Consider the following 21237-nt stretch of genomic DNA (forward strand, 5'->3'; position numbering starts at 1 on the left):
GGCCGCGTCGCTCAACACCAAACGCTCCATCACACCCAAGGCCGCCTCCCAAAAAGAAGCCTTGAATCTGATTTGCTCTCAAAAGGGAATCCTTAGAGTCCACACCACCTAGCGCACGAGATCGTAAAAATGGCGGAGAGAGTGGGAGTCAAACCCACGGTTTTCGACCATTCCGCGTCGAACAGCTGAGACCGCACTTAAGCACTCGCCTCGCCCTGCCCTCGGAAGTTCAGATCCAGGCACATGCGCCACAGGCCTGCGCACGTTGGCTGTGTTGAGATTTTCTCGATCTCCCGGTGCACACGTCGTGCACACGCCATCATCTAACCGGTTGAAAAGCTTAAACTCTCGCTCCAATCCATCATCGGGGCGACGGAAAATTTCCATGTCATCTCAATTGCCTAGCCGCAACATCGGTTCAATGCAACATGATGTTTCGGAGCGCTGCCCGGCCGAAACAGGCCGGCCCAACCAAAATATCGAAAACAACCCCATGCAAAGTAGCTTCGCCATTGCAGGGAGCTCAACGGAGGCGGTCAGAACTGTACCGGCTACCCGGGAAGTCGACAGACATCCGGATGCAGCAGCGGCGCCTCCTTGATCCAGATTTTCGCGCCCTCACCGTCGCTTTCAGGTCGACGCCGGCGGGTAGCCGACCCCAGCCCTGCGGCTGCAGCGTCTCGCCCCCGATCGTTAGTCCCCCCGATAGAACAAAGAACTCGAGCCCGCGCGCGTTCGCAAGGCTGACGATTTCACCCGGCCGCCAGTCTTCAAGGCGGACCTCTTCGTGGCCGTCGTCAAATAGCACGCTGACGTTGCTTGCACCGGGGCGCGGCGCAACCTGTTGGCCCTCACCTGGCTGACGCACGACCTGGGTCCGGTCCTCGTCCCGGAACTGCCAGAGCCGCACGAAGATTGTGCAGCCGTCCTTCGAGGCGGGAACATGTGACGTCCCCGGAGGGTTGCGGAAGTAGCTGCCCGCGGGATAGTCGCCATGCTCATCCTGAAAGGTACCTTCAAGGACGACAATCTCTTCTCCACCGCCATGCGTATGACGCGGGAAGGCGCTACCGGGAGCATAGCGCACGATCGAGGTGGCGCGCGCGACCTCGGCGCCAATGCGGAACAGCATGCGCCGATCCACGCCGGCCGACGGACTGGCCACCCAGTCCAGCTTCGAGGCGTGAACGATAACAGGCTTCGACAGATCATCGTTGATGCGCATCGTTACTCTCCCTCAGGCTGCGCTATCCGAAACCCACCGCTTCTCCATTTCGGATCTCTTGACCAGCGCAGGTCCTAAACCAGGACACGTTCAGAACCCCGCGAGCGGAACGCCGCTCGCCGCATTCTGCGGTCGTCGTGACGCGATCAGCCGCCGCGCCTCGTCGGCGCGACCACTGCGCAGCAAGGCGCAAGTCACGGAATATTCCAGCAGGTCGCGCTGCGCGCGGCTGCCTCCAACCCTTTCATGGGTTGCCAGGACGGGCCTTAGCTCATCGACGACGCGTGTCCAGTCGCCCTTGGCCAAACCATCGAACCCGCGCGCGATGGGCACCACCATGTCCGCGGCGGGTCCCTTCGGGTTCTCGATGATCCTGGCCAAGGCCTCCGCATCGCCGGCCATTGCAAAGGCGAGCGCGCTGTGCATGTCGGCAAAGATGATCCCCGAGTTGGGAAACCACTTCGCCGCATACTGGCTGATCTCGCTCCACAGTTCCGGATATCGCGGCTCGCCCGCCATCTCGGCGCGCGCAAGGAACGAGGCGCAATCGGTGAGGACATTGATTTGCGGCCCCCACGAGCCGCCCGGATGCAGCGCCTCACGATAGATCTGCCAGGCTTGATCCCGCCTGCCGGTCTCCAGCGACCACAGGGCAAGATGCCAACTGATATGGCAATGCAGTTGCGCCTCGCGCGGGTAAGCGGCGTTCCATTGCTCGAGATAAGCCAGCCCCTCCTCGCGCTGTCCCTTCTCATAGAACAGATGGGCCTTGATATGCGCAGCGTGAGCGTTGCGGGGACAACCACGAAGTGCGGTCTCGATATTCCTGAAACCACTGTCGAGCCTGTGCAGCTCGATTTCGGCAAACGCGAGCACGGTTCGAAACCACCAGTCATCGCCATAATGGGTTGCAAGCGGCTCCAGCATCGCCAGTTGCTCAATCTCGCGGCCGGACTTGCCCGAGAAGCCGATCAAGCCGAAGACACCGGTGGCCGGTGCCAGCACCATGGCATCGCGCGGCCAGTGCTTGATATGTTCGGCGATCGCCGAAACCGCCGCAGCGCCTTGACCACTCAGGATCTTGGCAAAGATCGCAATATGACCTTGCTCGCGCGAAGTCGTAGCAGGCGCCAGCGCGATCGCGCGTTCGAGCGGCGCTTTGACCTCGTTGCCGCGACCGAGCAGTTGCAGGGTTCGCGCAAGCGCAATGTGCGCCAGAGCAAAACCTTCGTCGGCGGCGATCGCGTCGCGGAATGCCTGGTCAATCCCCGACCCAGCCGAGAGCAGCTTGTCGACGCCGGCGACATATGCGTCGCGGGCGGCGGCAGAGCTTGTGCTCAAGGGGTTGCCGTACCGGTCTTCAAGAACGCCCACCCGATTTCCCATCGAACTCTCGGTCATTTTGATGACACTCCCTCCATGGAAACCTGCTTGGCCTTGGCTTGCCGCCGGCGGCGCTGGTCACCCAGCTTGAGCAGCCGCTCGCGATCCTCTGGATTTACTCTTCCATACCGGGGCCGCCAAAGGGAACCCTCCTCCTTCCACGCAAATGGCGCTTTCACAGTCGTTCGCGGCGCCGTCGCCGTGTCAAAAAGGGCGAGCGCCTGGCGCATGATTTCGCGCTGCATGTCCGGTCGCCAGGGATGCCCGCAAGGATTGCCCAGCGGGAAATCCCTGAAATAGAACCGTGGCACGCCGCAGTGCTCCACGACATCCTGCGCCGAGCCGACAATGACGGTCGGAATGCCGTTCGCTTCCAGATGCCGGGCCACCAAGCTTACGGTCTGATGACACACGGGGCAAAGGGGGCAAAGGATCGCAGCATCAGCCCCGTCTTTTCGAACCCGTGCCAGGATTTCAGGTGCATCCTCCGCGTTCGTTTTCCGTTGGCTGTATTCTGTCGGCACGCCGTGAAAGTGCCGGGTCAGTCCGACAAGGGCGCCCTCGCCGACCAATCCAAAAGCGGCTTCTACCGGCAGGAAGCTGCCCGGATCATTGGTGTGGGTCGACTCCTTGTCCCACGCAACGTTGTCGGTAAACAGCTTCCCGGGCGGCGGCGAAACCTCACCCGACCACACCCGTTTGACGCCGTCAAAATCCGGCGGACTGGCCGTGGTAATCAGTGCGATACGCAGATCCGATGACAGTTTGGCAGGTTTGATGAAAGGGACATCATCAAACCTCGCCCAGACATAGTCGTTGTCGTAACCAAGGGCACGGTAATATTGGCGCGTTCGCTCCATATATTGAACCGGGGTTTCCGCTACGCTCATGTGGATTCTCCTCGAGACGCTAGCTTGGTCGTGCGGTGGGCCGGTATGAAAAGCCGATGAGTGCCAGCAATGCGGCGACGAGTGGTGCGAACGACAGCATCTGGACGGTCGACCAGCTGAAGGACGACAGCAGCCCGCCCGACAGGAAGGAGCCGACGGTCATCGTGCCGAAGACCACGAAGTCATTGAGCGACTGAACGCGCGCCTTTTCCTCGGGACGATGGCACTCCAGAACCATCGCGGAGGCGCCGATGAAGCCGAAGTTCCAGCCGATCCCGAGCAGGCCCACCGACGAAGAGGCCGCAATCAATACCAGCCCGACCGCGACGATCGCGGATGCGCCGAAGCGCGTGATCAAGCGGCCGGTCCAGAAACTCGGGGCGTACATCCCAATGACGTGCCACTGCAGACCGAGATTGGCCGATTCCTGAGGCAGCCCGCAGAGCTTCATCGCCAGCGGGGCTGCGGTCATGAGGAAATTCATGAGCAGGTAGGAGACGACCCCGCAGATCACGGCCAGGATAAAGCGCGGCTGCCGGGCAATGACAGCTAGCGGCCTTCCGGCGTTGAGATGCGTTGCAGTCAGCGGAGGAAGCTCAACGCCCGCCAGAATAACCGCGGAGAGCGCCGCAACCACCGCCTGGCCGACAAACGTCGTGGCAAAGAGGTATGGCGCCCACAGATTCATGGTGTGCGTCACAAGCTGTGGACCGATCACACCGGCGAACACACCGCCAGCCATCACGGCCGAGAGCGCGCGCGGACGCCGTTCAGGTGCTGCGCAATCGGCCGCCGCAAAGCGGAACGAGAGCACCACGGCCGCGTAGACGCCGCCAAAGAAGGTCCCGGCGCAGAATAGCGGGAATGACGCGTTGAGTACCGCAAGGAGCGCAATCAAGCCAGCGAGGACGCCGCTGCCTGCACCGAACAGAAATGTCGTGCGCCGGCCATAGCGCTGCGCGACAACGCCCGCCGTTGGCGCCTGAGCCTGGGCGACAGCCAGCCTTGCGACATTGTTGCGCTCGCGGCGAATGGCGGTCGGCGCCTCATGGGTGGGAACGGAAAAATTGAAGTTCACGTTGCGGCTTGCTCCGCCGTTAGATGTCCGTCGATGGGACGTCGCCGATCAGACCAGTGGCCGATCCACCGGGCCGTGGATCACCGCGTCGGAGTTAAGGAGAATTTCCTTCTACAGATTGCCAATTTATGTCGATGAAACGTCACATTTCGCCAGGGAATGCCGGCTGGAAGACGGTCGATGCCCCGCAGGGCCTCGGATCACCGAAGCCTTTGATCGTTCGGGTGCAGTCTCTTCCCGCGAGGAGCTACTTCGCCGAACACAGTCACAGCTGGAATCAGCTGGTCTACGCGATCTCGGGCGCGCTCACCGTGAAGGCGGATGGACGGCGCGTCGTCATTTCTCCGGAACAGGCCGTCTGGCTGCCGGCCGGTACGAAGCATTCGGTCGGCTCGCTGATGGGAGCGGAATTCCGGAGCCTCTGGGTCGCCAATGCTGCCAGCCAAGGCATGACTTCGCGCACGACCGTCATCCATGTGTCCCCGCTCCTGCGGACGCTCATCGTGGAAGCCGCGTCGCTGAAAAGCGAGGATCGTCGCTACGCCGACCGCGTTATCGCGCTCATCCTCGATCAGTTGCGGCGGGCGACGCCGATCTCGGCAGCGTTACCCTGGCCCACCCACCCGGGCTTGCTGGCCCTCTGTGAAACCCTCTACGCCGATCCTGCGAATCCGCGCCACGCCGAGAGATGGGGGCGTGAGATTGGCATGTCGCCGCGAACCTTGACGCGACACTTCGAGCGCGAAGTCGGCATGAGCTTGCGTGCATGGCGTCAGCGTCTCCGCCTGCTCAAGGCTATCGAATTGTTGGGCAGCGACCTGCCGATCACAGAGATCGCGATGCGGCTGGGTTACTCATCGGCCTCCGCATTCATATTCATGTTTCGCTCTGAAATGCGCGTTAGTCCCCTGCAACATCGGCGCAGTCTGGGCCACGCGGCCAGCAGAGGGACTTCATAAAAGGCATCGATCCGGATCTCGAGATTCGTCCCGCCGGGCGCGCTGACCCTTCAGCCGCAGGGACTCGTTGGAAACCGCGGTTCAGTTCGGAACAGGCGGAATACGGTCGTCCGGACCAGGGGGACGCTCGCTTGTGCGCCGCTCTCAATGGCGAGGTAGGCGCGAGCCGTCCCTGCCCCGTCATCCAGCGAAAACAACGACCATGATCGATCCCCAGGTCGTCAGCAGAATATTGGAGATCGGATAGGCGGGCGTGTAGCCAAGCACCACCACGGAGCTGCCCGAGCGCTCCTGAATGGCCGCCATCGCGGCCGTGACCGTCTGTGCTCCAGTCAGCGCACCGAGCAGGAGGATCGGGTTCATGCGCAACACGAAATGGCCGAAGCAGAAGCCGACGATCTGCGGCAACAGGGTGACGATCATGCCGCCCAGCAGCAGCCCGATGCCCGACTCGCGTATCGCGGAAAGGAAGATCGGCCCGGCATGAATCCCGGTCAGGGCGACGAACGCAGCCAGTCCGAGCGATGTCATCAGGCTGATGGCGCCGTCGGGGATCCGGCCGAAATACGGCAGACGCGTACGGAGGTAGCCGACCAGAAGTCCGGCGAGCAGCGTGCCGACGCTGGTGCTCAGCGAGATCGTGATGCCGCCAACCGAAAAGCTTATGAGAACGCCAAGGAGGCCGCCGAGGAAAATCGCGAGCCCCAGCACCACGAAATCGATCGTGGTGCTGGGCGCGACGATGACGCCGATGCTCTTGGCCGCGTTCTGCACCACGGTTTCAGGACCCACGATGCTCAGCAGATCGCCGCGCTCCAGAACCGTGCCCGCAGCGATCGGAAGCGCTTCACCGCCCCGGCTCACGGAGCGCAGATAAAGGCCGCGCGTCCAGTCTTGTTCAGACGCCTGCTGGAGGCTGCTGCCCGCGAGCTTCGCGTTGATCAGGAACACGTCCGCCGCGACCACGGGGATATCGAGGAGCTCCCGGTCCTCGACCTCCTCCCCGCGCGGTCCGATCAGTTCGACGATGATCTGGCGCGGCGCCGACAGCGCGACGACATCGCCTGCCGCCAGCACCGTTGCAGGCTCCGCCTCGAGGACGCGCTCGCCGCGACGGATGCGGTGGATGAATACACGCTGCCCGGGTACGCGCGTTTCGGCGGCCGCAACTGTCAGTCCGACGATCGCAGCGTGAGCATCCAGCCGGTAGGCGCGCAGTTCGAACTTGCGCCAGGCCGACGCGAGGCCGGGCTTGGCGCGCGTGATGCCCAGGGTCTGCTCTAGCTTGAGCGCCTCCGCCTTCAGATCGATTTTGAGCAGCGCCGGAACGACAATGGTGCAAAACGTGATCACGCCGGCATAGCCGAAGATGTAGCAGACCGCATCCGCGACCGCGATATGCGAGACAAACAACGCGCGCTGTGCCTCGGACACAGGCAGGGAATTGACCGCGTCGGTCGCCGTACCCATTGCAGCGCTCTGGCTGAGCGCGCCCGACAGGAGCCCGGCGGCAAAGCCGGGGTCGAGCCGCAGCACGCGTGCCACGACGATCGCCGCCGCAAGACCGGTGAGGCTCACGACAACGGCCATCAGCATGGGCTTCAGCCCGTCGCGCTTCATCGCCAGCACGAATTGCGGACCGACCGAATAGCCGACCCCGAACAGGAACAGCAGGAACAGGAACGATTTGGTCATGCTGGAGACGGGCACATGCGCGAAATCGCCGACCGCGAGTCCTGCGAACAGCGCGCCCGTCACCGGGCCGAGGCTGAAAGCGCCGATCTTGAAGCTTCCGATCCAGTAGCCCGCGGCGATCACCAGGAACAGCGCGAGCTCCGGATAACGAACGAGAAATTGCGCCAGCCAGCTCAACATCGTCTCAACACGGTCCCGCGCCGCGGCTATGTCATCATCATCACCAGCACCATGCCCCAGATCGTCAGCAGCGTGTTTCCGACCGCATAGGTGACGGTGTAGCCAAGACCGGGAATCTGGCTCTTCGCGCGGTCGTTGATCATGCCCAGCGAAGCGGTCGTGGTGCGCGCGCCGGAGCAGCATCCGAGCAGGATCGCGTCGTGGAAGCGGAACACGTATTTGCCGACGAACATCGCCAGGATCAGCGGCACGGTGGTCACGACGACGCCCCAAAGGAACAGGCTGAAGCCGAGCTTTTGCAGGCCGGCGACAAATCCCGGGCCCGAGGAGATTCCGACCACGGCAATGAAGACGTTCAGGCCGACCGAGTTCATGAACCACACGGTGGGTGACGGGATGCGGCCGAAGGTCGGGTGCACGGACCGGAGCCAGCCAAAGAACAGACCTGAGATCAATGCGCCGCCGGAGGTGGACAACGTCAGCGGCACGCTTCCGATCTTGTAGACGAAGGCGCCGACCAGGGCGCCGATCGCGATCGCAGCCCCGATGAAGGCGACGTCGGCAACATCGGTTGCACGGTCCGGCCGGCCCAGCATCTTTGTGGTGGCAGCGACATCGGACGTGCGGCCGACCAGGGTGAGGATGTCGCCCCGATTGATCTTGGTGTTCGGCAGGATCGGAATCTCGGTCGCGATCGCCCCCCGGGCGATCTTGCGCAGGAATACGCCGCGAGCGCCCGGTTCCTTGGCCAGTTGCTCCAGCGTCTTGCCGTCGACGTCCTTGCTGGTCACGTAGACATCGACACCTTCGATCGGCACCGCCAGCAGCTCGCGATCGTCAACTTCCTCGGCCTGCTCGCCGATCAGCTGCACCAGCACATCGCGGCGCCCGGCGACGGCGACGACATCGCCGGCATGTATCACGGTGTCGGAGGTTGCCTCCACGATCTTGCCGGCTTGCCGGAGCCGGAGGACGAAGATGCGATGATCGGGAAGCAGCGCCTCGGCCTGCCCGACGGTCTTGCCGGCGACGGGTCCGCGCTCATGAACGCGATAGGCGCGCACATCGAACTGGTGCCAGGCCGTCCCTGGGCCGCCCAGCTCCTTCTTGCCGCCATGCTCCTCCTCGTATTTCTTGCACGCGGCTTCGAGATCGATCCCGAGCAGCGCCGGTCCGAGCAGCGCCAGCACGATCGCCGACCCAACCGTGCCGAAGATATAGGTCACGGCATAGGCGACCGGCATGGCATCGAGCAGCTTCTTGGCTTCGTCCGCGGGCAGACCAAGGCGATTGATGGCGTCGGTCGCGAGTCCCATCGACGCGGAGATCGTCTGCGAGCCGGCATAGAGCCCGATCGCCGATCCGACGTCGTAACCGGCGACCTTGGCGCCGAGATAGGCGGACAGCAGACAGAAGACGCAGACCACGGCCGCGAAAATCGCCTGCGGGACGCCGTCCTGCGCGATACCGCGCACGAATTGCGGTCCGACACCGTAACCGATTGCAAACAGGAACATCAGAAAGAAGAACGGCTTCAGCGGCCCTGATATAGTGATCCCGATCTGGCCGATGATGACAGCGGCAACCAGTGTCGCGGTGACCGCGCCCAGTCCAAGCCCCTTATAGGTGAAGGAACCGAAATAGTAGCCCAGGGCCAGCGAGAGGAAGATCGCAATTTCGGGATAGGTGCGGAGCGTCTGGAAGAGCCAATCGATCATGATGTCACCCGTTCATGCTGTCCCGGGGCTTCGGCGTGCGCCCGCTTCGATCTCGTGCACGGGTGCCGAAAAGGGCGAGCAACCGTATCGGTCGACATCAGACGGCGGTTGGCGAGCAGGATGTTGATCTATGTCAACCGCAGCTGCGAGAGCCTCGCGATTTCATGATCTTGCCGACACCACACATGTGCCGCGCACTCGCATCGTGAGCGACTATCCGTCGCAGCATCGCATCGCCTGCGCGTGACCGTTGACATAGATCAAGGCTCGTAACCGGTCGCCGATCATGCTGCGCGCGATTGCGCAGGCAACGGAGCCTGTCGCCTCCATTCCAACAGCACGCATCGCCCCGGGAGTGTCAAATGGCCGATCTTCTGACCCTGAAGAAATTCGAGGCGTTGAGCCCCTTCGAGATCAAGGACGAGCTGATCAACCTCGCCAAGAGCAATTCGAAGCGGAGCCAGATGCCCTTCCTGAACGCCGGGCGGGGCAATCCGAACTGGGTGGCCACGACGCCGCGCGAAGGCTTCTTCCTGCTGGGACAATTCGCCGTCACCGAGAGTAAGCGGGTGATGGAGCACCCGGCGGGCATCGGCGGCATGCCCCAGGCAAGCGGCATCGCCGGCCGGTTCGAAGTCTGGCTCAAGCAGCACAAGGACATGCCGGGTGCGAGCTTCCTGACCGAGATGCTGCCCTTTGCGGTCAAGAAATTCGGCTTCGACCCGGACGCCTTCGTCCACGAGCTGGTCGATTCGATCATCGGCGACAATTACCCGGTGCCGGACCGCATGCTGGTGCATAACGAAAAGATCGTGCACGAATACCTGATGTGGGCGGTTTGCGGCGAGCCCCGGCCGGCCGGAAAATTCGACATCTATGCGGTCGAGGGCGGGACGGCGGCGATGTGCTACCTCTTCAAGTCGCTGAAGGCCAACCGGCTGCTGGTGCCCGGCGATACGATCGCGTTGGCGACGCCGATTTTCACGCCCTACATCGAGATGACGCACCTGGAAGACTACGACCTGAAGGTGGTTCAGATCAGGGCTCCGCAGGAGAACAAGTTCCAGTTCACCGACGAGGAGATCAAGAAGCTGGAGGATCCGAAGATCAAGGCCTTCTTCGTGGTCAATCCGTCCAACCCTCCGGGGATGGCGTTAAGCAAGGAGACAGTTGCCAAGCTGGCCAATCTGGTCAGGACCAAGCGCCCCGACCTGATGATCCTCACCGACGACGTGTACGGCACCTTCGTGCACGGGTTCCGTTCGCTGCTGGGCGAGCTGCCGCACAACACCATCGGCGTCTACTCCTATTCGAAGTATTTCGGCTGCACGGGATGGCGGCTCGGCGCGATCGCCATCCACGAGGACAACATCTTCGACAAGATGATCGCCAAGCTCCCGGACGAGGCCGTCAAGGCGCTCGACAAGCGCTACGGGCCGCTTACGCTCGAACCGCGCAAGCTCAAGCTGATCGACCGCATCGTCGCCGACAGCCGCGACGTGGCGCTCAATCACACTGCGGGCCTGTCGTTGCCGCAGCAGGTGATGATGAGCCTGTTCTCGCTCGCGGAGATGATGGACGAAAAGAAGGCCTATCAGGCCGCCTGCATGGAGATCGTCAACAAGCGCCTGTGGTCGCTGCTCGACGGCCTCGGGCTTGCCGACAAGCTGACCCCGAATCCGAGCTATGATGCCTACTACGCCCTGATCGATTTCGAGTTCTGGGCCCGAAAGAATATCGGCGACGAGGCGGTTGAATACCTGAAGAAGAACGTCCATCCGCTGGACCTCGCGTTCAGGCTGGCTGAAGCCCACGGGATCGTGCTGTTGAACGGCGGCGGATTCGATGCGCCCGAATGGTCGCTTCGCGTCTCGCTCGCGAACCTGCCCGACGATGTCTATGATGATATCGGGCGAGGCGTTCGGACCATCGCCAGAGGCTATCGCGACGCCTACGAGGCAGCGAAGGGCGCAGCCGCAAAGCGCTGACAGCGGCGCTTGCCGCACTTCGGACATTTGGTCCGGTAGCCGCCAAAACCAAAAGAAAGGCCCCGGCAAGAATGCCGGGGCCCAAATTACATCCATCCAGGGAGATCAGTATCTGGCGACGACCGGCCCACCGAACCGATAGTTCAGGCGGATCGTCAGCAGATCCACATCCTGTCCGATCCGGTTGGCGGCGCCGGCCACGATGGGATTGACCACCGAGAACGTGTTGTTGGCATCGCCCATGAACAGACGGTCATATTCGAGCCCGACGGACCAGTTCGGGGTGAACCCGTACTCGAAGCCCACGCCGACGGTACCGCCCCAACGGGTCGATGTCGCCGACGCGACCCCGATTCCGCCGACCGTGGTAAAGATGTCATAGCGATTGCTGGTGACCGCTGCACCGCCCTTCACGTAGAACAGCGCGGCATCCCAGGCCCAGCCGAGTTGGCCAGTGAAAAGGCCCAGTCCGTCGGTCTTCGTTGTCGTCGAGAACCTCGGATCGATCAGGCTGAGGCGCGAGCTCTTCAGGTCCGCCCAGTCACCCTGTCCTTCCAGGCCGAAGACGAACTGGCCAGCCTGCCAGCGATAGCCGAGCTGTCCGCCGAAAACGCCACCGGAGCGCGAGCTGCATCCATCGGCCACGACACCTCCGACTGCGGGGATGAAGTCCCAGCAGGTGCGGCTCTCACCCCAACCGCCGTTCGCACCGATATAGAAGCCGGTCCAGTTGTAGACCGGCGGAGGAACCGGCACAGGCGCCGCCTTGACGGCCATGTCAGCCGACAACGCCGGCGTGGCCATGCCGATAATCGCGGCGACAGAAAGCAAAAATCTCTTCATGGAATGATCTCCGGGTCTCTTCGCGTCAATCGAGAAAAGCAGTCCTTGCGCTCGCCCGATCGGGGCAGTGATCGAAGCCTAGATGTGAGTCACGAAAAGGCGCGTGCCAAAATGGCAACACTCAAGGGCAAACCAACACCGTGCTTGGGCTGTGCTTTCAACATTCGGTGCAGCACGAAGCTCGTGCTGCCGGAGAGGAAGCGCCGGAGCCGACTCACTGTTCGACGAGCCAATCGGCGATGTTCTGCGAGGGGATCAATTGCCTGGGGAGGTGCGGATTGATGGTGCCGGCAAACACGACCAGCCCTTCGTCCAGTTTTGATCGCGCGAATGCCTTGGCTTCCGATTCAGTAGCAAATGTCCTGGTCTCGCGAGGACTGCGCGCCCTTCGAGCCAGCAGACCACGTCGGCGAATTTCATAAGTGACATACCAGATGGCCGACACCGCGACACCGGAGAGAGCGAACAGCCCTAGCGACACACCATCTTGCCAGTGGCCGCGCCTTGACCTCGGTCAAGCGCCCGGACCGTAAAAATACGGGAGCCGCGGCCGGCATTGAGAGACAGCCGGTTCGATCGGAAGCGCGAGTGAAGCGACGAGCCTGCCGACCGTTGGCATCGCCGGCTTCATCGCAGACGCGACGGACAAGAATGCCCTCCAAGGCTCGCGCGATCGCAGCGACGATGATCAGCGCCAGTTCTTTTGCATCGCATTCATTACGGTGTCCGCCTTGTGCGACTTGCAGTACTTGCCGATAACCTTGCCGTTCCGCTCGACGTAGCGAAAATCGACGACGGTCAGGTTCTTCGATGCGCTGAAATAGCCCGACATCCAGGAGCTGATCAGCGTTTGTCGTTCCTGATCCGCCTCCAGCAATTGCTTGCAGGTAATGAGGGACAGATCGACGACGACTTGCGCTTTGGCCACGACGCTGGTGGCGAGGAGTGCAACGGTCGCAACGGCAAGGATCGATGGTTTCATTGTTATCTTCCAACCCTGTTTGATCACTGGCCGGCCGTAGAGCGCTCAAGGCCGGCCATCACGGTCTGAGTGGGATTGGTCGCGCACCACGCCTTTACGCTTGCGACATTTCGCGCATACGCGTTGAGATCGACGAAGACGTATCCCTTCTTCTGATTGAACCAGCCGCTCATCCAGGCAGAAAATACGGAAGAATCGCCCGGGGACATGGCGAGGTATTGCGAGCAAGTTATCCGCGCCATATCGACGCTCGTCTGCGCCTGCAGCGGGCCGGATAGCGTCGCACCGGCAAGAGCCAGGCACACAGCGATTTTGTTCATTCGATTTCTCCCAAGCTCCATGCACAGTACTTTCCATCCAGCGATCTGCACGCTCACTGACAGACAAGGACCGGAGTCTTTGCTTGCGTCAGCACCTTGTTTGTCACACTGCCGATGAGCAGCATGGAGAGCCCGCTGCGCCCGTGCGATGACATAACGATGAGATCGCAGCCCTTATCCTCGGCTGCCGCGATGATGGCTTGATGGGGTTGCCCGCTCTCGGCCTGGCTTGTCTCGCAGGGAACGCCGGCCTCCCTGGCCGCGTGTGCGGCACGATCCAGCGCGCTCGTGGCCTCTTCCTTGCGTATCTCGGCAAATCTCGCGAGCAGATCACGGTACCGCCCTCCTATTTCCGAGAGCGGCTCAACGACGAAGACGACCGATACTTTGGCTCCGACGGATTTCGCCAACGCCAAACCGTGCTTCACCCCTTGCTCCGCCAGTTCCGACCCATCTGTCGGAATGAGAATGTGCCGGTACATGCTTAGACCTCCCGGTTATCTGGATGACGTATCGCCCCCCGTCAGGTGCAAGCTGCACCTGCGCCTCGGACCCGGCCTTGAGATAGATCAATCCATCGCTCAGTGCCGCACCCCGGACGCTGGTCGTCGCTCGGCGGAGGCACCTGCCACCTGCGGCCCATCTGAGGCAGGGCGAATCGAGCCCGAGCTCAGCGCAGCGAGATCGTAAGCCCGCCCAGATTGGCGGCGAATTCCAATCCTGCCTTCGGCCCCTTGAGCATCAGAACCACGCCGTGTTCATTTCGCAGGCTCACCCCGCCTACGCCACCAGCCCATGCGCCACCTGCTCCGACCAGCGCGTAGCTGCCGGCGAAATCGTTGACGTCCCTGATGCCTGAGGCGGTGCCCTCCAGCCAGGTCACCGACGCACCGGCACTCACGCCGAGGCTGAAGCCGGACGCGATGAACCGATAGTGCCGCCCGCGGTAGGTCAACGTGCCGCTGCCGCCGCCGCCGCCCACGACGAGCGCCGCCTTCACGAACTTGACCTGGACGTGGCCGACGGCCTGCGCGAAGCATGGCGCGACCAAGAGGTCCATCGCGACAAGCGCCAGTACGACGGAACGGATCATGGATCGCGTCACTGCAGCCCCCTCCTCGCTCAGGGATTTGCCGGATCCACTTTCTTCCAGGTCTGATCCGGATCGAAAACGATCATGCGCTTGGCGAGGAAATCGGTGCGTGAGCCGAGATCCTTTTGATAGACCGTGCCTGCGTGATTGACCAGGAAGGTCATGACGCCGGAATTGCCGTATTCGGCGGGATAGGCGACCAGCGCGAATCCACCGATCATCTTGCCCTTCACGACATAGTTCAGCGCGCCGCCCGGGGCGTCGGAGCCCTGTGCCTTCAGAATCCGATAGTAGTAGCCGTGGTACGGCATGCTCTGCTCGCCGACCTTGTAGCCTTCCGCGGCGGCCTGGGCGGCCAGCTCGCCGAGCGGGCTTGGATCCTTGTCGTCGCGCCAGAACAACCCGTCCGTCTTGCCCGGCCTGCTGACGATGCGCTGGGCATAGGCGCCCACACCCTCGCCGCGATCCTTCTCTGCGTATTCGTTCTGTGCGTCGACATAGGCAAGACTGGTCTGGATCGCGGCCAGCTCATTGCGGCCGATCCTGCGGTAGAGGATTTCGCGCCGCCCCGCGGCGGCGTCGAAACTCCAGCCGTCATTGTTGTTGACGAGCGGGATCGGGAACGGGAAATCGTCCCTCCCCAAAATCAAGGTGGCCTTCTTGTTGCCGTCAGCCTTGATCGAATGCTTGGCGTCGTAGGCAGAAAGAAAGCTCTCTCGCGCATTGGCGTCGGCGACATCGTCGCCCGACTCGATGATATCGGCGGCATCGCGGCCCAGCACCTTCAGCATCGCCCGGCTGGTGCCGGCCTTGACGGCGGTTGCCAAGGCGGACGCCGCGTCTTCCGGATTGGGGAAGCCTTGCTGGGCGCGCGCAGGAGATAGCAGCAAGGCGAGTGCTGTTGCCGCGGCCATGCCGATGGAGGCAATACAATCCAGTCGCGAGTATGAGGGGCCTGTCATCGTGATGCCTCCGACGGGGATGGAATCTTCGCGCCGGCCGCAAGCCAGTCGTTGTAGCTGCGGAACTTGAGCCCAAGCTTGTCGTAATAGACCCTGAGATAGCCGTCGGCGCCGCGCGTCACCGCCGCCGGCATGACCTGCTCGACCTCCTGCGCCATCACGCCGACATAGGCTTTGCTGCTACCGAGATAGCTGAAGCGATAGTAGCCGAGGCCGTTGGTGAGATGTCCAAGCAGCTCGATATCGTGCTTGAGCGCGATGTCGGAGCGTCGTCCACCGCCGCCGCCGCCGCGGAAGCCGCCACCTCCGCCACCACCGCGGAAGCCGCCTCCGCCCCCGCCACGGCCGGCAAAACTTGCGCCGCCGCCGCCGCGTGGCATGCTGGCCATGCTCGATCGCCCGCGCGCCGATGCCGCCGCAGCTGCCCGCCCGGACGATACGTTCATGGCGCCACCGCGACTGCCACCGCCACGATTCGCCGCTGCTGCGCGGTTACCGGCATTGCCGCGGTTGGCGGCCTTGGCGCGATCGCCGCCGCCCTTGGCCTTGTTGCCGGCACCGGCGCGGTCGCCGCCCTTGGCGCGATCGGCGGCACCGGCACGGTCACCGCCTTTGCCGCGATCGCCCGCACGGTCTCCGGCGCGGTCGCCTCCACGATCTCCAGCGCGATCTCCGGCGCGATCACCGCGGTCTCCTGCCCGGTCACCTGCGCGATCAGCACCCGGGCGATCGCCGCCGGGCTTGAGGACCTGCTGACCATCGCGGCCGCGAAAATCCATCCGATCGCTGGCACTAGCCCGATTGGCGTTGCCGCCGAAGCGCTGCTGGACGTTGCTGTTGTTGTAGCGGACGCCCTGGCGGTGCGCCGGATTGTGCTGCCAGCCATTTGCGATGTTGGTGGTCCGATGATTGACATAGACGTTGCGATTGCCCCAGTTGAAGCCGCCACCCCAATAATTGCCCCAGCGTCCGATCGCCCATCCGGCGCCGAATGCAAGACCTGCCGCGACAACACCGGCGCCGATATAGGACGGATAGCCGAAATAATACGGCGGATAGTCTGCATAGGGCCACGCGCCATAGACCGTGGCGGGATCGTAATAGGGCACATAGACGGTGTTCGGATCGGTCTGCTCGATGACGATGACCTGCTTGTTCTCCTGGGTCTGGACGCTGACCTTCTGCTGCTTGGTCGTCACCAGCTTGTTGTTGGCCTGCGCCTTGCTGCGCAGCCGCTGGATCGCATCCATGACGTCGGGCTGCTGCGCCAGCACGGCATCGCCCAGATTCTTCGTCCAATCGATCTTGTCGCTCATCATCGCGAGCACGTCGGCGGTGCTGGTGAGCGCCTTCACGCTGTCATCCCAGGCCTGCTTGTCGACCTCGGCCTTCAGCGCATCCCCTTTCAGGCTCTTGCGCTCCTTGAGCCAGCGATCGGCCTGCACGACCTCGAGCGGATAGGTCGACGCCGCCAGCACGTTGGCGAGCAGCGAGTCCGGGTAAAGCGCGATCGGCGCCACCAGGGCTTCCAGCTGTTCCGGCTTCAGGAGCTGATCGGTCGGCTGGGTTGCCGCAGCCGGCTGGCTAGCCTGGGCGGGCGGGCTGGTCTGGGCGGGCGGCTTGTCAGCCGTTTGCGCGAATGCGGCAACGGACGTCACCGACACCAGCACAACCGCGAGCAGAATCTTGCCCCAACGGAACATCGCGACCTCCATCGACACCAACGGTCGACAGCATCGGCCACGATCCCCTCCCCTCCTTGATCGAGATCAAGGAAACTGTCCTTCGGCTCAGCTTTCGACCTGGCTTCCGGCCTGGCCCGGCTGTCGCGACGCAAGGTGGATGCGGCGGTCGTGAATCAGGTTCTCGAGCCGATGGGCCGCAACGTTCACCGCCGTGACGGCACGCTCGGCCTTGTCGTCCGCGACCGGCTGCTCGCGCTGCGTACGCAGCACCTGATCGATTTCGCGCTCGATCTCTTCGAGATCCGACACACGCCTGGCCATCCGAATTCGCCCTGCCAATGCATAAAGCGTGTCGAGCGCCTCCTTCCGGCTCGGTGTCTCGCTCGAGCGGAGAAACTTCCACGCCGCCGCGAGCACCGACGCAAGCCCGCCAGCGATCATCGGCGCCAGGAAGATCGCATTGCCCCATTGATCGAGAAAGCTCTCCCTGGTCCCCTCATAGACCGCTGCCGCCCCGGGATGCACGGGAATGTAGGCGCCCGCGTCGGTATCAGGCGTAGCGATCTGGGAGAGCGCCGGCAGTTCGGCGAGCAACTCTCGCCGCGCGTTCATGATCGACTGCGTCAGGTCGCTGATCACGTCATTCCCGAGCTTCTTCTGTGCCACCAGATAAAACGACGTCTGCAGCGTCGTCAGGTCATCAGCAGGAACAGGCGGCGAGCCGCGCAGGGTTCCCTTGGGTACGTCGAAGCTTTCATAGGCGCGCTCTTTCTCGGCGATCGCTCCGGCGGACTCGATGGCGATCATCACCGGGCCGGCTCGCGTGGTGCGCGCGAAGACATTGCGCAGCAGCGAAAGATATTTTTCGGTCAAGGGCATGACGAGCAGAATCGCCCGTACCTCCTTGGTGTCGAGCGCCCGGCGCGCGTCCGCGGGGGCAAGCGGCTTGAACGTCACGCCCGCGCGCGTCAGATCGTATTCGTCGGTCAGCACCTTGATCAGCTTCTGATTGGCTTCGGCGCCGATCACACCGATCGCGACGCGTTTCAACTCCGCCACGTCAGATATCGCAGCGCCGGGCGGCGCGACCAACAGGACGGTGGCGTGGGCCAACACGATCACGGCCTGGGCCTGCGATAGATCGCCGACGTCTCCACGGACGACCGCGAGGTCCACCTTTCCGGACGCGAATGCCTTGGCGGACTCAAGCGGTCCCGGCGTCTGGACCAGGCTGAGCCGGACTGGTGCTTTCGATTGGGCGAACTTTCCTGCGATCGCCGAGACCAGCCTCCCGGCCTCGCCGTCCAGCGACCCAACCGCGATCGTCAGGGTCGCCGGCCGCTCGTACCAGCGATAGGCGAACAGGCTCGCACCCCCCGCCAAAAGCACAAGGCCGGCCACCAGGGCGATGCGCAATGACCTCGGCAACCTGCTGGGATCCACGGCGCATCACTCGATCGGTTCGGCGCCAGCCGACAACGGTCCGGCGGCGCTGAGCCAGCGCGGGGAGCGGATGCCTCTAGATCTTGCAACGATGATAGTTGACCTCCATCCCCTCGATGCCCGGGAATTGGCGCGTAATGGTATCGTCGTCGACGGCCTTAAGGAAGAACTGCACATTCGATACCATGATTCCGGACGCACAACCGACGATGATGTTGATGGTCTGGCCGTCGTCCTTGCGCGATTTGATCTTGCAGTTCTCGAACTTGCTCCGGAGGCGATCGGGCTCGGCGATGAATCCGCCGCCATAGACGCCTGAGAAGTTCGTGAAGGTCAGCTGGTTCGCCCTGCCCTTGTGGGCGAACACCTTTCGGCATTGCTCGGCGCTCGTGGCCCAGGCACCCGTGAGATCGAAAGCCTGCGCGTAACCCGGCAATCCGAAGATCATGCCCGTCGCCACGATTGCGCGAAGCTTACGGACCGGTTTCATCTGCTGTCTCCCTGTTCGCACCCGTCAGTGGCCACTAAGCACCAGCGTCTTGATCGGCAGCAGCAGAGCCTGGATCCGTAGCAGCAAGGCATGAACGAGTGCAGTCGCGTCGACGGCATGCAGGGCAAAGCCTTTCAACGCCCCGGTTTTCGGATCGGAAATCTCGTCATGGTTGCTGGTGTAGGCATTGACGATGCAAGTGCTGCCCGGCGTCACGCCGTCAAGGCCGCCCTTGTAGAGCGGCTCGAGGAACACGAGGATCGAACCAGGCTGTTGCAGATTCTGCGGGTCGATCAACAGCTCGCTGGCCCGAAACTGGCCGGCGGCGATGAAATCCTGCACGCTGGTGACGACCAGTGGAATGATCACCCAGGGTTTCGACATGCAGGTGGCTTCCGCAACCATGCCGGGCTTCATCACCTGGGCCTCGATCTGCCCGAATCCCGCCTGCAACCTGTTGCGGCCCGCTTCGTCCGGTATCAGGATTCCGGCCGGCCGCATGATCTGGGCGACGAGGTCCCCGGGGCGAACGAGGAATTGCTCGACGCGGCCATCGACGCCGGCACGGACGAAAGTCTTGTCGAGATCCACCTGCGCCTGCGCCCGCGCAGCCTCGGCGCTCGCCTTCTCGGCCGGCAACAGCGTGGAGACGCGCAACGTCGCCGATTCCTTAACGGCGCTGGCGGCATCGACGCCGGACTGCCGCTGATCAACCAGCACCTGCAGCTTCTCGATGTCACGCTGCGGCACGATGCCGGGATTGCGGCGCTGCAACTCGCTCTTCACCTCCAGCTCGTCCTTGGCCTGCTGCAAGGAGGCCTTCGCCTCCCCGATCTGAGCGTCCGCCTTTACGACGTCGGCCTGCGCCGCGATCAACGACGCATCCACCTCGGCGATCTTTCGCTTGGCGGTCTCGAGCGCGGCCTCCTGCTTCGAACTGTCGAGCCGGAACAGAACGTCCCCCTTCTTCACCGGCGCGGTGAAGCCAACATTGACCTCGACGACACGTCCGGAGCCTTCGGGCAGGATCGGCACGGTCCTGAAGTAGATCGCCGCCGAGGATGTCGAGGGATGAAAATAGAAGATCATCGTGATCAGCGAGATCGTGAGCATCAGGCAGCCGGTAATCCCCCATCTCAGTTCATACCAGACAGAGAAGAACGTGATCTCCTTGCCGAACCGCTTGCCTTGCCAATAGCGGCGGTAGAGGTAATCCGGCAGGATCGTCACCAGCGAGCAGATCATCAGCTCAAGCATGGTTGTGCACCTCTTGCTTCGCGGGCGTCCGGCCGTCGGGACTGCCGCCAGGTCCGGATTCGGCTACCGGTTCGGCAGCGCCCGGCGTGGCGTCGGCTATGCGCTCGACGGAATCTGCGATGCTGCGCATCGGCGTGCCGAAATCCGGCAGGTCGATGAGCGCCAGCAACAGGCCGGCGACCCAGAAGATATGCATGTGGGTGAAAAGCGATATCAAGCCGAGAACGGCGACGATCTCAAACTGAAGTTTCTGGCTCTTGTGCGCCATGCGCTCCGGCAGGCTGTGCAGCTTCCAGTACAGAGTGCCAACCCACAAGACGGTGGCTACGAGGAAAATGCCCATCACCACCATCAGGGTGTCCGACCCGTCGGCGCCGGGAATGAAAAACGGCAGATGATGGGGGGCCGCCGGATGCATCTGTTCGCTCAAGCCAAGTCTCCCGGTCGCAATAACACCGCAGGCGAATCCTGATCGACACTGCTGACGATCCTATCGCGCTTGCTTGATCTGGATCAAGGAAGCCGGTCGGCTCATCTCTACCGTTCCGGGGGCAAGGTGGAAGATCGGGTTAGGAGTCCCCAGCCATGCGAAACAAGATCGATGACCTGATCCCGAAGGCGCACGAGATCCAGAAGCAGGCAGCGCTCAAGGAAGCGGAGAAGGCCGAGGAGCATGCCAAGCGTGCGGCTGCTATCGAAGCCGAGAAGCGCGCGTTGATCGAGCGGCTGAGCAAGCCCTCCGGGCTTACCGAGGACGAGAAGGTCAAGCTGGCGTCGACGGTGATTCAGCGGGCGGTGCGCAATGGTTTGAGCGAGGTCCAGGTCTATCGCTTCCCGAACTCGCTGTGCTCCGACAAGGGGCGAGCGATCAATCAGATGGAGGCCGGCTGGGAGAAGACGCTGACGGGTATCCCTAAGGAAATATACCAGCTCTGGGCTGACTACCTGCAGCCGCGCGGCTACCGCATCCGCTATCAGATCGTTGATTACCCCGGCGGCATGCCCGGCGACATCGGCATTGTCATTGCCTGGGGTGATTAGTTGAA

20 protein-coding genes and 1 pseudogene are annotated in these 21237 nt (G+C 62.9%); 3 read left to right on the forward strand and 18 right to left on the reverse strand.

Going from position 1 to position 21237, the window contains the following annotated elements:
- Positions 1 to 551: 551 nt before the first annotated feature.
- From ACZBJS_RS23940 to ACZBJS_RS23955, 4 genes and pseudogenes are all read right to left on the reverse strand, one after another.
- Positions 552 to 1225: pseudogene (locus tag ACZBJS_RS23940) on the reverse strand (cupin domain-containing protein).
- 90 nt (positions 1226 to 1315) lie between these two features.
- Positions 1316 to 2626, reverse strand: a complete 1311-nt coding sequence (locus ACZBJS_RS23945) for a tetratricopeptide repeat protein (protein ID WP_463439364.1) — start codon at positions 2624 to 2626, stop codon at positions 1316 to 1318.
- Positions 2623 to 3498 carry a glycine reductase gene (locus ACZBJS_RS23950; RefSeq protein WP_463439365.1) on the reverse strand — a complete coding sequence of 292 codons (876 nt, stop codon included), beginning with the start codon at positions 3496 to 3498 and terminating at the stop codon, positions 2623 to 2625. Before ACZBJS_RS23950 ends, ACZBJS_RS23945 begins: the two co-directional genes overlap by 4 nt.
- A 19-nt stretch (positions 3499 to 3517) precedes the next feature.
- Entirely contained in the window at positions 3518 to 4531 is a 1014-nt protein-coding gene (locus tag ACZBJS_RS23955; RefSeq protein WP_463439396.1) for an MFS transporter, read from the reverse strand.
- A 173-nt stretch (positions 4532 to 4704) separates the two neighbouring features.
- On the opposite strand from ACZBJS_RS23955, the gene ACZBJS_RS23960 reads away from it, so the two are divergent.
- Positions 4705 to 5535: an AraC family transcriptional regulator gene (locus tag ACZBJS_RS23960; RefSeq protein WP_463439366.1), complete on the forward strand. Its 831-nt coding sequence runs from the start codon at positions 4705 to 4707 to the stop codon at positions 5533 to 5535.
- A 180-nt stretch (positions 5536 to 5715) separates the two neighbouring features.
- On the opposite strand, the gene aspT (ACZBJS_RS23965) is transcribed toward ACZBJS_RS23960, so the two are convergent.
- Both aspT (ACZBJS_RS23965) and aspT (ACZBJS_RS23970) read right to left on the reverse strand, forming a co-directional pair.
- A complete protein-coding gene (gene aspT / locus ACZBJS_RS23965) occupies positions 5716 to 7410 on the reverse strand; it encodes an aspartate-alanine antiporter (protein WP_463439397.1) in 1695 nt (564 codons plus the stop codon).
- 26 nt (positions 7411 to 7436) lie between these two features.
- A complete protein-coding gene (gene aspT / locus ACZBJS_RS23970) occupies positions 7437 to 9128 on the reverse strand; it encodes an aspartate-alanine antiporter (RefSeq protein WP_057017161.1) in 1692 nt (563 codons plus the stop codon).
- A 362-nt stretch (positions 9129 to 9490) separates the two neighbouring features.
- Here aspT (ACZBJS_RS23970) and aspD point away from each other — a divergent pair, with 362 nt between their 5' ends.
- Positions 9491 to 11116, forward strand: coding sequence for an aspartate 4-decarboxylase (aspD, locus tag ACZBJS_RS23975; RefSeq protein WP_463439367.1), 1626 nt, complete (start codon positions 9491 to 9493; stop codon positions 11114 to 11116).
- 105 nt (positions 11117 to 11221) lie between these two features.
- Here the strand turns inward: aspD and ACZBJS_RS23980 are convergent, their stop codons facing one another.
- The 12 genes from ACZBJS_RS23980 to ACZBJS_RS24035 all read right to left on the reverse strand — a co-directional run bounded on the left by ACZBJS_RS23980 (position 11222) and on the right by ACZBJS_RS24035 (position 20621).
- On the reverse strand, positions 11222 to 11959 hold the full coding sequence (locus tag ACZBJS_RS23980; RefSeq protein ID WP_229189086.1) for an outer membrane protein: 738 nt from the start codon (positions 11957 to 11959) through the stop codon (positions 11222 to 11224).
- Positions 11960 to 12173: 214 nt separating this feature from the next.
- Positions 12174 to 12440, reverse strand: a complete 267-nt coding sequence (locus ACZBJS_RS23985) for a hypothetical protein (RefSeq protein WP_229189088.1) — start codon at positions 12438 to 12440, stop codon at positions 12174 to 12176.
- Between the two features lie 207 nt (positions 12441 to 12647).
- Positions 12648 to 12941, reverse strand: a complete 294-nt coding sequence (locus ACZBJS_RS23990) for an HdeA/HdeB family chaperone (RefSeq protein WP_076826336.1) — start codon at positions 12939 to 12941, stop codon at positions 12648 to 12650.
- Between the two features lie 23 nt (positions 12942 to 12964).
- Positions 12965 to 13261: an HdeA/HdeB family chaperone gene (locus ACZBJS_RS23995; RefSeq protein ID WP_229189089.1), complete on the reverse strand. Its 297-nt coding sequence runs from the start codon at positions 13259 to 13261 to the stop codon at positions 12965 to 12967.
- A gap of 53 nt (positions 13262 to 13314) precedes the next feature.
- Positions 13315 to 13743, reverse strand: a complete 429-nt coding sequence (locus ACZBJS_RS24000; protein ID WP_316397277.1) for a universal stress protein — start codon at positions 13741 to 13743, stop codon at positions 13315 to 13317.
- Positions 13744 to 13931: 188 nt separating this feature from the next.
- The gene (locus ACZBJS_RS24005; protein ID WP_233475530.1) at positions 13932 to 14354 is read right to left on the reverse strand and encodes a hypothetical protein; all 423 of its coding nucleotides are present in this window, start codon (positions 14352 to 14354) and stop codon (positions 13932 to 13934) included.
- 29 nt (positions 14355 to 14383) lie between these two features.
- Entirely contained in the window at positions 14384 to 15316 is a 933-nt protein-coding gene (locus ACZBJS_RS24010) for a DUF2950 domain-containing protein (protein WP_410469759.1), read from the reverse strand.
- A complete protein-coding gene (locus tag ACZBJS_RS24015; protein ID WP_463439368.1) occupies positions 15313 to 17019 on the reverse strand; it encodes a DUF3300 domain-containing protein in 1707 nt (568 codons plus the stop codon). Before ACZBJS_RS24015 ends, ACZBJS_RS24010 begins: the two co-directional genes overlap by 4 nt.
- A gap of 87 nt (positions 17020 to 17106) precedes the next feature.
- The gene (locus ACZBJS_RS24020) at positions 17107 to 18429 is read right to left on the reverse strand and encodes a TAXI family TRAP transporter solute-binding subunit (RefSeq protein ID WP_316397275.1); all 1323 of its coding nucleotides are present in this window, start codon (positions 18427 to 18429) and stop codon (positions 17107 to 17109) included.
- 91 nt (positions 18430 to 18520) lie between these two features.
- The gene (locus ACZBJS_RS24025) at positions 18521 to 18934 is read right to left on the reverse strand and encodes a hypothetical protein (RefSeq protein ID WP_229189524.1); all 414 of its coding nucleotides are present in this window, start codon (positions 18932 to 18934) and stop codon (positions 18521 to 18523) included.
- Between the two features lie 24 nt (positions 18935 to 18958).
- On the reverse strand, positions 18959 to 20191 hold the full coding sequence (locus tag ACZBJS_RS24030; RefSeq protein WP_316397274.1) for an HlyD family secretion protein: 1233 nt from the start codon (positions 20189 to 20191) through the stop codon (positions 18959 to 18961).
- The gene (locus tag ACZBJS_RS24035) at positions 20184 to 20621 is read right to left on the reverse strand and encodes a hypothetical protein (protein WP_316397273.1); all 438 of its coding nucleotides are present in this window, start codon (positions 20619 to 20621) and stop codon (positions 20184 to 20186) included. The genes ACZBJS_RS24030 and ACZBJS_RS24035 overlap by 8 nt, the downstream gene beginning before the upstream one ends.
- A 155-nt stretch (positions 20622 to 20776) precedes the next feature.
- Here ACZBJS_RS24035 and ACZBJS_RS24040 point away from each other — a divergent pair, with 155 nt between their 5' ends.
- Entirely contained in the window at positions 20777 to 21232 is a 456-nt protein-coding gene (locus tag ACZBJS_RS24040; protein ID WP_057017151.1) for a hypothetical protein, read from the forward strand.
- The last annotated feature ends 5 nt before the right edge of the window (positions 21233 to 21237 follow it).

It is taken from the genome of Bradyrhizobium sp. KZN70725, assembly GCF_055264925.1.